Source organism: Micromonospora marincola (assembly GCF_056150385.1).
This window is the reverse complement of the sequence record NZ_JAXCFT010000027.1, coordinates 43,961-54,249: the sequence shown is the minus strand read 5'-3', so window position 1 is coordinate 54,249 and position 10,289 is coordinate 43,961. Positions and strand designations below refer to the sequence as shown.

8 protein-coding genes are annotated in these 10,289 nt (G+C 74.8%); 4 read left to right on the top strand and 4 right to left on the bottom strand.

Translation table 11 applies throughout. The annotated features are described in order from the left end of the window. The first annotated feature begins 210 nt into the window (after positions 1 to 210). On the top strand, positions 211 to 678 hold the full coding sequence (locus SM450_RS29700) for an RDD family protein (RefSeq protein ID WP_474623091.1): 468 nt from the start codon (positions 211 to 213) through the stop codon (positions 676 to 678). A gap of 85 nt (positions 679 to 763) precedes the next feature. Here the strand turns inward: SM450_RS29700 and SM450_RS29695 are convergent, their stop codons facing one another. Then, positions 764 to 1,453 carry a DUF4191 domain-containing protein gene (locus SM450_RS29695; protein ID WP_474623090.1) on the bottom strand — a complete coding sequence of 230 codons (690 nt, stop codon included), beginning with the start codon at positions 1,451 to 1,453 and terminating at the stop codon, positions 764 to 766. 218 nt (positions 1,454 to 1,671) lie between these two features. On the opposite strand from SM450_RS29695, the gene SM450_RS29690 reads away from it, so the two are divergent. Together SM450_RS29690 and SM450_RS29685 are read left to right on the top strand one after the other, a co-directional pair. Continuing rightward, entirely contained in the window at positions 1,672 to 1,842 is a 171-nt protein-coding gene (locus SM450_RS29690; protein WP_474623089.1) for a hypothetical protein, read from the top strand. Between the two features lie 155 nt (positions 1,843 to 1,997). After that, positions 1,998 to 5,033 (top strand): helix-turn-helix transcriptional regulator, encoded by a 3,036-nt coding sequence (locus SM450_RS29685; protein WP_474623088.1) that lies wholly within the window; start codon positions 1,998 to 2,000, stop codon positions 5,031 to 5,033. Here the strand turns inward: SM450_RS29685 and SM450_RS29680 are convergent. Both SM450_RS29680 and lipA read right to left on the bottom strand, forming a co-directional pair. Further along, complete coding sequence (locus tag SM450_RS29680) at positions 5,015 to 6,739, bottom strand: DUF423 domain-containing protein (protein ID WP_474623087.1); 1,725 nt, start codon at positions 6,737 to 6,739, stop codon at positions 5,015 to 5,017. The genes SM450_RS29685 and SM450_RS29680 overlap by 19 nt on opposite strands. 59 nt (positions 6,740 to 6,798) lie before the next feature. Then, positions 6,799 to 7,845: a lipoyl synthase gene (gene lipA / locus SM450_RS29675; RefSeq protein ID WP_474623086.1), complete on the bottom strand. Its 1,047-nt coding sequence runs from the start codon at positions 7,843 to 7,845 to the stop codon at positions 6,799 to 6,801. 416 nt (positions 7,846 to 8,261) lie between these two features. On the opposite strand from lipA, the gene aspS reads away from it, so the two are divergent. Next, positions 8,262 to 9,548 (top strand): aspartate--tRNA(Asn) ligase, encoded by a 1,287-nt coding sequence (gene aspS, locus SM450_RS29670; protein WP_474623085.1) that lies wholly within the window; start codon positions 8,262 to 8,264, stop codon positions 9,546 to 9,548. A gap of 80 nt (positions 9,549 to 9,628) precedes the next feature. Here aspS and lipB read toward each other — a convergent pair whose 3' ends face one another. Next, positions 9,629 to 10,270, bottom strand: coding sequence for a lipoyl(octanoyl) transferase LipB (gene lipB / locus SM450_RS29665; RefSeq protein WP_474623084.1), 642 nt, complete (start codon positions 10,268 to 10,270; stop codon positions 9,629 to 9,631). Between the last annotated feature and the right edge of the window lie 19 nt (positions 10,271 to 10,289).

The following is a 10,289-nucleotide window of genomic DNA, read 5'->3' as shown; positions in this document are numbered from 1 at the left end:
GGCAGGTCACAGAAACGTACGTCGACGAACTTCACGTCCTCGTTCTTGAGGTATCGCAGGAGTTCCTCGGGATTGGCGAACACACGTCCTCCTGGCAGGTCCACTCCGGTGGCTGACTTTTGGCGACGCTATGGCCGGCCGGTTGCCCGGCGGTGTCTCCTCTGTTTCCGCCGTGTTACGTCGCTCGCGGAGCGTCAGTGCCCGTACCATATGTTGGTTTTTGGGCATCTTGTCGGATTTCTCGGTGCGTGTCGAGGCGGCGTTACCCTGGCCGCTGTGACCGATACCGCCGCCGCACCGGTGCCGCCCGCCACCGACCCCGCCTTCACGCCCCCGGGCCTCGGCCGCCGCTTCGGCGCGCTCGTCATCGACTGGGTGCTCTGCCTGCTGCTCGCCCGGTCCTTCGCCGACCCGGTCCGCGACGGCTGGCCGCCGGTCCTGGTGCTGATCCTGGAGTACGGCTTCTTCCTCGGCCTCTTCGCCCAGACCCCCGGCATGTACCTGACCCGGCTGCGCTGCGTGGCCTGGGCCGACGGGGGCCGGATCGGGCTGGCCCGGGCACTGCTGCGCGGACTCCTGCTCGCCCTCGTCGTGCCCGCCCTGATCATGGACCAGCACCGGCGCGGCCTGCACGACCGGCTCACCGGCGCGGTCGTCACCGACGCGCCCCGCCGCTGACCCACCCGACGGCAAAGCTGACCCACCCGAGGGAAAGGAGCCGGCCCCGCGGGGGACCGGCTCCTTTCTCCGCGTACGTCGGGAGTCAGCGCCCCCGGGTCTGCCGGAACGCGCCACGCGGCGGACGCATGTTCTTCGGCACCGCGCCCTTGGGCATCTGCGGTCGCGCGGTAAGCGCCTTTAGCCGCTTGTCGAGGGCGTTGACGTCCTTGGGGGAGAGCGTGCGGGGCAGCCGCATCAGCGTCATCCGCAGCTTGCGGACCGGCAGCTCGCCCTCGCCCTGACCGATCACGTAGTCGTGCAGCGGGGCCGTGCCGATCACCTTGGCCAGCCGGCGCTTCTCCTGCCCGAGCAGGCCCCGCACCCGCTGCGGGTTCCCCTCGGCCAGCAGGATCACGCCGGGGCGGCCCAGCACCAGGTGGATCATGTCCATCTGGGTGGTGGAGCTGACCGCCGGGGTGACCCGCCAGTCGCCGCGCATGCTCTCCATGATCTGCGCCGCCGCGCCGGGTTGCCCCTCGGCGGCGTTCATCATCGCCTTGTTGGACCGCAGGTTGAGCACCACCAGCAGGGCGAGCAGCGCGAGCAGGATGCCGATCGGCAGCCAGATCCAGCCCCAGGCGATCACCGCGACCACCGTGAGCGCGAGCGGGATCAGCACCGCCGCCGCGGCCAGCGGCGCGAACCACTTGTCCTGCTTGGCGGTGAACTTGAACACCATCCCGATCTGCTTCAGCCGCTGGCCGAACGAGACCTTCTCCTGGGGCTTTGCCATGCCGCAGAGTCTAGTGGTCGGCGTTCAACCCGTTGATCCGTGGCCACCCGTTCCGCCGCGGGCTGAGTACCTTACGGCCGCGCCGGCCCGCCCGGCCGCCGGGTAAGGAGGCGACGCGGGGGAAAGATCAGGCGGCGTACCCATGCGCCGAGGGCTCCTGCACGCGGAAAGTCGACCTCGACAGCGAGCACGACACCGTACGACAGGGGAGATCCGAGATGTTCGGCAACGACGCAGAGTTCCTGCTCAGCATCCACCGCAGCCACGCCGCCGAGATGCAGGCCGACGCGGCCCACGACCGGCTCGCCCGGTCGCTGTCCCGCCGGCACCCGCACGGCTGGCTGAGCCGGCGCCGCCACACCGCCCGTACCAGCGACGCCCGCCGGTGACCGCCCCGCCGGTCACCGGCCCGGCCGCTGCCGGTGCGGTTGGTGTCGGTGCGGTTGGTGTCGGTCCGGCCGCCACGGGGGCGGCCGGACCGGCGGTCACGGCCGGTGCGTTCGGCCCGGCCGGGCCGTCGGACCGCCGTGGCATGCTCGACGGCGTGACCGCACGCGCCGCCAGCACCGTCCTCGTCGGCCGGCAGCCCGAACTGGCCGCGCTGGGCGAGGCGCTGGCCCGGGCCCGGGGTGGTGACCCGACCACCGTGCTTGTCGGCGGCGAGGCCGGCGTCGGCAAGACCCGCCTGCTGGAGGAGTTCGGCGGGCACGTCGCCGCGGGCGGGGCACGGGTGCTCGTCGGCCAGTGCCTCGAGCTGGGCGAGGCCGGCCTGCCGTTCGCCCCGTTCGCCGCCGCGCTGCGCGACGTGCTGCGGCACGACGGCCCGGCCGCCTTCGCCGGCTACGAGACCGAGTTCGCCCGGCTGCTGCCCGAGCTGGCCCGGATGCCCGCCAGCGCCGCCGCACCCGCCGGGCCGGCCCTCTCCGACACCCCGCGCGGCTACCTGTTCGACCTGGTCGCCGACCTGTTCCGGCGGATCGCCGAGGAACGCCCGCTGGTGCTGGTGATCGAGGATCTGCACTGGGCCGACCGGTCCACCCGGGATCTGATCGGCTTCCTGGTGCGGGCCGCACGCGCCACCCGCCTGCTCGTCGTCTGCACCTACCGCACCGACGAGCTGCACCGGGGCCACCCGCTGCGGCCCTTCCTCGCCGAGCTGGACCGGGTCCGCGGGGTGGACCGGATCGAGCTGGGCCGGCTCGACCGCGACGGCACCGCCGCCGTCCTCGCCGACCTGCTCGGCGTCGAGCCGTCCGCCCGCGCCGTCGGCGACGTGCACGAGCGCACCCAGGGCAACCCGTTCTTCATCGAGGAACTGGCCGCGGCCGGTGACCCGGTCGGCTGCGCCGTCCTCCCGGAGACGCTGCGCGACCTGCTGCTCGCCCGGGTGGACCGGCTGCCCGAGCCGGCCCAGCGGGTGCTGCGGATCGCCGCCGCCGGGGGCACCCGCTTCTCCCACCAGCTCGTCGCCGAGGTGGCCGGGCTGCCGGAGGCCGAGCTGGAGGACGCGCTGCGCGCCGCCGTCGCCGGGCAGCTCGTGGTCGTCGACCCGGAGGGCGACTACGAGTTCCGGCACGCGCTGGTCCGCGAGGCGGTGCACGACGACCTGCTCCCCGGCGAGCACGCCCGGCTGCACGCGCGATACGCCGCGGCGATCGAGGCGCAGCCGCACCTGGTGGCCGCCGGCCGCGCCCCGGCCGAGATCGCCCACCACTGGTACGCGGCACACGACCACCCGCGCGCCCTCACCACCGCCCGGGCCGCCGCAGCCGCCGCGGCGGAGCGCTGCGCGTACGCCGAGCAGAGCCGGCTGCTGGAGCGCGTCCTCGAACTGTGGGAGCTGGTGCCCGACGCCGCCGACCGCCTCGGCATGGACCACCTGCGCGTGCTGGAGGAGACGCTCACCGCGGCGGTCACCGCCGGCGACCTCGGTCGGGCGCTCACCCTCACCCGGGCCGCGCTGGCCGAGGTCGACCCGGCGGCCGAGCCGCTGCGCGCCGCCGCCCTGCTCGACCACCGTGGCCGGCTGCTCGCCCTGCTCGGCAAGAGCGACGGCGCGGTCGAGTTGCGCGAGGCGTACCGGTTGGCGGCCGGCGCGCCCGGCGGCGCGGAACGGTTCGGGGTGCTTGCCGACATCGCGGCGCACCTGATGAAGGTCGATCCCCGGGAGGCCGCCTCGGTCGCCGCCGAGGCGATGGCCGGCGCGTCCGAGATCGGCACCGACCTGGTGCTGCTGCCCACCCGGATCGTCCTGCTGCACCGCATCGACGACACCCCGGATCTCGGGCTGGCCGAGCTGCGCCGGGTGCAGGAGCGGGCCCGGGCCGCCGGTGACTCGTGGGCCCTGGTCAGCGCGCTTGTCTTCCTCTCCGACGTGCTCTACGAACTGGGCCGGTACGCCGAGTCGGAGGAGGCCGCGGCGGCCGGGGTGAGCGAGGCACGCCGAGCCGGGATCAGCCGGTCGATCGGGGCCTACCTGCTGTCCAACCGGGCCGAGGCGCTGATCGCGCTGGGCCGGTGGGACGAGGCCGACGCGACATGCGCCGAGGCGGCCCGGATCGATCCGCCTGGCGTCTCCGGGCTGCACTGGCTCCAACTGCGCGCCGGGTTGCGGCTGGCCCGGGCCCATCCCCGTGCCGGCGAACTCGTCGGGCGGGCGCTGGCGTTCCTGGCCCGGCCCTACCTCTGGCCCAACCACCGGCTTCCGCTGCACGAGCTGCGCGTCGAGGCCGCCCTGGCCGCCGACGACAGGGTGGAGGCGGTACGCGCGGCCCGCGCCGCCCTGGCCGACCCGCACCTGGCCGACCTGCCCCGCGAGGGCTGGCCGGTGCTCAGCGCGGTGGCCCGGGCCGCCGTGCTTGCCGGTGACCCGGCGCTGGCCGCCGAGGTGTCCACGGTGGCCGCCGTGCTGCCGGCCCGCCATCCGGCCGAGCGGGCCCACGCCGCCCAGGTCACCGCGCTCCTGATCGGTCTCGGCCCCGTCGACGCGGCTGGCGGCTGCGGGCATGCGGTGGAGACAGGGCCGGCGGGTTCCGGGCGGGCGGTCGGGGCGCGGCCGGCGGCGGCCGGTTCCGGGCGGAAGGTCGAGGCGCGGCCAGTGCCGGACGGGGCGTTGGACGGGTGGCGGGCGGCGGTGACGGCGTGGCGGGCGGCCGGGCCGCCGCACCCCCTGGGGCGGGCGCTGCTCGGGCTGGCCGAGGTGGCCGCGGCGGCGGGCGAGCGGGACGAGGTGGCCGCCGCCGTGCGGGAAGTGGTCGAGCTGGCCGCCCGGCTGGGCGCCACCACGCTCGGCGGGCAGGCCACCACCCTGGCCCGCCGGGTCGGGCTGCGCAACACCGGGCGTCCCGGGCCGGACCTGCTGACCAACCGGGAGCAGGAGGTGCTGCGGCTGGTCGCCGAGGGGCACAGCAACAGTCGGATCGCCGACCAGCTCTTCATCTCCCCGAAGACGGCAAGCGTGCACGTCTCCCGGATCATCGCCAAGCTGGATGTGACGAACCGGGTGGAGGCCGCCGCGCTTGCCCACCGCCTGGGCCTGCTCGACCCGCCGTCCGCCCCGGCTCAGCGGCGGGGCAGGTAGATCCGCCAGCCGGCCACCGTGACCAGGTCGAGCGCGCCCGGTTCGGGGCCGAGCCGCCGGTCAAGCCGGGCGGCGAGCGGCGAGTCGTCCGGGGCCACCCAGGCGGCGTCCGGGTCGGCGGCCACCTCCCGCCGATATTCCGGCAGCCGGTCGAAGCCGGGGCGCAACTGGTCGTCCACCACCGCGCAGACCACGTCCTCGCCGGTGGCGAACGTGAGCCGGTTGCAGGTCCAGTAGCCGCCGCGCGCGTGCTGGACGCCGAGCGCGCCGAGCGTGTCGACGAGCGCCCGGTGCCGGTCGGCCTCGGCGTGCACGGCCGGCGCCGCCCGGATCGCGTCCACCGTGGCGCTCGCTCCGGTGCCGAGCATCCCGGCGAGCACCAGGACCGCCAGCACGGCCGCGCCCCCTGTCCCGGCCGTCCGTGCCTCACCCGCACCGGCCGTCCCGGAGTTGATCGACTCCAGGTCGGTGAGATCGCGGTGTCCTGGCCGGTCCGATACCGCCACCTCGCCGAGCTGGCGTCGCCCGCCGGGCCGCGGACCGAGGCGGGCGGCCAAGCGGCGGGCGGCCTGCCACAGCGGCCAGAGCAGGGCGGGGACGGCTACCGCGAGGCAGGACAGGTAGCGACCGCTCTCGGTCGGCGTGCGCCCGGCGGCGTTGCTCGACGCGTACGCCGCAAGCACCGCCGCCGCGCCGGCGAGCAGCGCCAACCGCACCCCCGCCGACACCCGGCCGGCAGGCGGACCGGCCCGGCGCAGAACCCGCCACGCGGCAAGCGCGGCGAGCAGCAGCAGGACGGGGAAGGCGAGCGCCCACCAGAGTTGCCACGGGGCGCAGTGCCCCGGCGAGCAGAAGCCCGTGGCCAGCGGCGGGCCGATCACCAGACCGCCGTGCAGCCGCTCGGCCCAGCCCGCCGCCGCGCCCGAACCGCTTGCCGCGAGCACCGCGGTGAGCGGGTCGCGGCCGTGGCGGAGATTGTCGAGCACCATCGGGGCGGCGCCCAGGAGTAGCGCGCCGGCCAGCACGGCCCCGGCCCGGCCGGCCAGCTCCCGCCGCCGCCACGCCAGCAGCAGCGGGCCGAGCGTCAGCACGTACGGCAGGATCAGCGGATCCACCCAGAGCAGCACGCCGGCGACCAGCCCCCAGGCCGCCCAGCGGGGCAGCCGCGCGCCCGGTCCGCCGGTGCACAGCCCGACCGTGAGCAGCGCCAGCGCCGCCCCGGCCGGGTTCAGCTCGGGATAGCCGCCGCCGGCGATGAGCTGGTTCTTCACCACCCGGTCCGCGCCCAGCGCGAGGACGGCGACGACGAGCAGCGCATACCAGCGGTCGCCGCCGAGCCGGCGGGCGAGCCGCCACGACAGGAGCAGGAAGAGCGCGTACAGGGCCAGGGTGGGCAGCCGCAGCGCGAGCACGGACGGTCCGGTGACCGCGATCAGCGGCGCGGCCAGGTACGCCTCGAGCGTGCCCATGTACGCCTGACCGTAGAACCAGACCGGGAAGGCGTCACCGCGGGCGATGTGCAGGGCGGCCAGCCCCATGGTCGCCTCGTCGCTGTTGGTGGGCGGCGCGTCGGCGAGCAGCAGCGCCAGCCGGTAGGCGATCCCGGCGGACCCGACGAGCAGGGCCAGCAGCGTCGGCAGCCGGGGACGCCGGAGCGTACGCGGGCGGTCGGCCTCGCGTGGCTCCTCGCGTACCCCGGCGGTCATGCCTGGGATCATGGCATCCGGCGGGTGGCCGGCGGTGGGCGACGCGGTCGGTGGCCGGCTCAGCCGGCGACGGCGACCTGCTCGCGGTCGGTGAGCGCCTGCTGGTAGAGGCGGCCGGCGCGGTAGGACGAGCGGACCAGCGGGCCGCTCATCACGCCGGCGAAACCGATCTCCTCGGCCTCCTCGCGCAGCTCGACGAACTCCTCCGGCTTGACCCAGCGGGTGACCGGGTGGTGCCGGGGGGAGGGGCGCAGGTACTGCGTGATGGTGATCAGCTCGCAGCCGGCGTCGTGCAGGTCGCGCAGCGCCTGGGAGACCTCGGCGCGCTCCTCGCCCATGCCGAGGATGAGGTTGCTCTTGGTGACCAGGCCGTCGGCGCGGGCCTGGCGGATCACGTCGAGGGACCGCTCGTAGCGGAACGCCGGGCGGATCCGCTTGAAGATGCGCGGCACGGTCTCCACGTTGTGCGCCAGCACCTCCGGGCGGGAGCCGAAGACCTCGGCGAGCTGCTCGGGCACCGCGTTGAAGTCGGGGATCAGCAGCTCGACGCCGCAGCCGGACCGCAGGGCGTGGATCTGCCGGACCGTCTCGGCGTAGAGCCAGGCGCCGCCGTCGGGCAGGTCGTCGCGGGCCACGCCGGTGATGGTCGCGTAGCGCAGGCCCATCGCGGCCACCGACTCGGCGACCCGGCGCGGCTCGTCGGCGTCGAACTCGGCCGGCTTGCCGGTGTCGATCTGGCAGAAGTCGCAGCGCCTGGTGCACTGGTCGCCGCCGATGAGGAAGGTGGCCTCGCGGTCCTCCCAGCACTCGTAGATGTTGGGGCAGCCGGCCTCCTGGCACACGGTGTGCAGGCCCTCGCGCGAGACGAGCCCCCGCAACTCGGTGTATTCCGGGCCCATCTTGGCCTTGACCTTGATCCACGGCGGTTTGCGCTCGATCGGCGTCTCGGCGTTGCGCGCCTCGATCCGCAGCATGCGCCGCCCCTCCGGAGCGACAGTCGCGGTGGGCGCTGGCTGCTGAGCCGTCGGCGCGGAATGCTCGATCGTCACAAAATCGAGCCTACGCCGGTCGGCGGCGGTCGATGAACGTCGGGCGACCGCCGTCACGCCGGAAAGGTTGTGACACCGGACACGAGCGGCCAAAAATCGTCGTCACAGTGCGGCGGTCGTGGTGCTAGCGTGCCCGGCAGAGCTGCGACGGAGCCGAGTAGCGGACCGACCCGCCAGCCCAGAGAGCCGCCGATGCTGGAAAGGCGGCCTGGCGCCGGCCCGCGAAGACCCTCCCGAGCTGCGGGAGGAACAGCACGATGTGTAAGGCGGGGCCCCTTGTTAACGCCTCCGGTAGAGGCGGGGCCCCCGCTTAACACCCGCGCCAAGTAGAACCCGCCCGGCTGGCCCCGGTGAAAAGGCGACGAACGAGGCTCCCGCTCCGGCGGGGGCGAAGGTGTGGTGGCACCGCGAGGCTCCCGCTCGCCCACACCTCCCGGGGATCGCGTTGCGATTGATCGAGGAGGTAACCCGCCGTGCAACGCATCCTGTCCCACCAGCTCCCCGCCCACGTCGGCGCGACCGTCCGGCTCGCCGGCTGGGTCCACCGCCGCCGACTGCTCAAGTCGGTGGCGTTCCTGATCGTCCGGGACGCCGCCGGGCTCGCCCAGGTGGTGGTCGCCGCGCCCGACCTGCGCGCGCAGGTCGAGGCGCTCACCGAGGAGACAGTCGTCGAGGTGGTCGGCACGGTGGTCGCGAACCCCGCCGCGCCCGCCGGGGTCGAGGTCGTCGAGCCGACGGTACGACCGCTCGGCCCGCCCGCCGTACCGTCGCCGTTCGACCTGTACCGGCCGGTGCTCGCCGCGAGCCTGCCCACCCAGCTCGACCACGCGTCGACCGCGTTGCGCCACCCGAGCCGTGCCGCCCCGCTGCGGATCTCGGCGGCGGCGGTGGCCGGGTTCCGCGCCACGCTCGACCGGCAGCGTTTCGTCGAGGTGCACACGCCGAAGGTGGTCGGCTCCTCCACCGAGAGCGGCGCGAACGTCTTCGCGTTGGACTGGTTCGGCCGCCCGGCCTTCCTGGCCCAGTCGCCGCAGTTCTACAAGCAGCTCATGGTGGGTGTCTTCGAGCGGGTGTACGAGGTGGGGCCGGTGTTCCGCGCCGAGCCGCACGACACGGTCCGGCACCTGGCCCAGTACACCTCGCTCGACGTCGAGCTGGGCTTCGTGACCGACCACCGGGACGTGATGGCGGTGCTGCGGGACACCCTGGCCGGGATGCTCGGGAGCGTCGCGGACCGGGCCGGCGACGCGCTCGACACGCTCGGCGTGACAGTGCCGGAGGTGCCCGCCGACATCCCGGCGGTGCACTTCGCCGACGCGCTGACGATCGCCGGCGCGCCTGCCGACGAGCCCGACCTGGCACCCGCGCACGAGCGGGCGCTGGGGGAGTGGGCCCGGGCCGAGCACGGCAGCGACTTCCTGTTCGTCACCGGGTACCCGATGGCGAAGCGGCCCTTCTACACCCACCCGGACCCGGCCCGCCCGGCGTACTCCAACGGCTTCGACCTGCTGTTCCGGGGGATGGAGCTGGTCACCGGCGGGCAGCGGCTGCACCGGCACGCCGACTACCTGGCCGCCCTGGCGGCGCGGGGCGAGGCGGTGGAGCCGTACGCCGCGTACGTGGAGGCGTTCCGGCACGGCATGCCGCCGCACGGCGGGTTCGCGATCGGCCTGGAGCGGTTCGTGGCCCGCTTGACCGGCGCGGCGAACGTCCGGGAGGTGACCGCCTTCCCCCGCGACAGGCACCGTCTCACGCCCTGACGCGGTCCGGCCCGGGACGCGCGCGTCCCGGGCCGGTGCGGTGCGGTCGGATCAGGTGAAGTTCACGCAGGTCAGGCGGGTCAGATCTGGGTCAGGGTGGGCAGGTGCCGCTCGACGACCGGCAGCACGTCGGCGACGGTGACCGGCCGGCCCAGCTCGGCGGTGAGCGAGGTGACCCCGGCGTCGCGGATGCCGCAGGGCACGATGCGATCGAACAAGCCCAGGTCGCAGTCGCAGTTGATGGAGAAGCCGTGCAGCGTGACACCGCGGGCGACCCGGATGCCGATGGCGGCCACCTTGCGCGCCGGCCCCCGGTCGTCCTCCGGCACCCACACGCCGCTGCGCCCCTCGACCCGGCCGGCGGTCAGCCCGAACTCGGCGCAGACGTCGATCAGCAGGTGCTCGGTGCGTCGCACGTACGCCACCACGTCGACCGGGTCGGGCAGGCGCACGATCGGGTAGCCGACGAGCTGCCCCGGACCGTGCCAGGTGATCTTGCCGCCGCGGTCCACGTCCACCACCGGGGTGCCGTCCACCGGCCGGTCCCACGGCTCGGTCCGCTTGCCGGCGGTGTAGACGCTCGGGTGCTCCAACAGCAGCACCGTGTCGCCCCGCTCGCCGGCCACCACGGCCTCGTGTAGCCGACGCTGCTCGTCCCAGGCGGCCTGGTAGTCGAGCCGGCCGGCGCGGACGGTGGTCAACCCGGAAGTCGTCACGCTCACCGGTCCAGCCTAGTCCCGC

Excerpts from the sequence above, each read along its gene's own strand:
- SM450_RS29695 (WP_474623090.1), bottom strand. The coding sequence starts at position 1,453 with ATGGCAAAGCCCCAGGAGAAGGTCTCGTTCGGCCAGCGGCTGAAGCAG.
- SM450_RS29680 (WP_474623087.1), bottom strand. The coding sequence starts at position 6,739 with ATGACCGCCGGGGTACGCGAGGAGCCACGCGAGGCCGACCGCCCGCGT.
- SM450_RS29690 (WP_474623089.1), top strand. The coding sequence starts at position 1,672 with ATGTTCGGCAACGACGCAGAGTTCCTGCTCAGCATCCACCGCAGCCAC.
- SM450_RS29700 (WP_474623091.1), top strand. The coding sequence starts at position 211 with ATGTTGGTTTTTGGGCATCTTGTCGGATTTCTCGGTGCGTGTCGAGGC.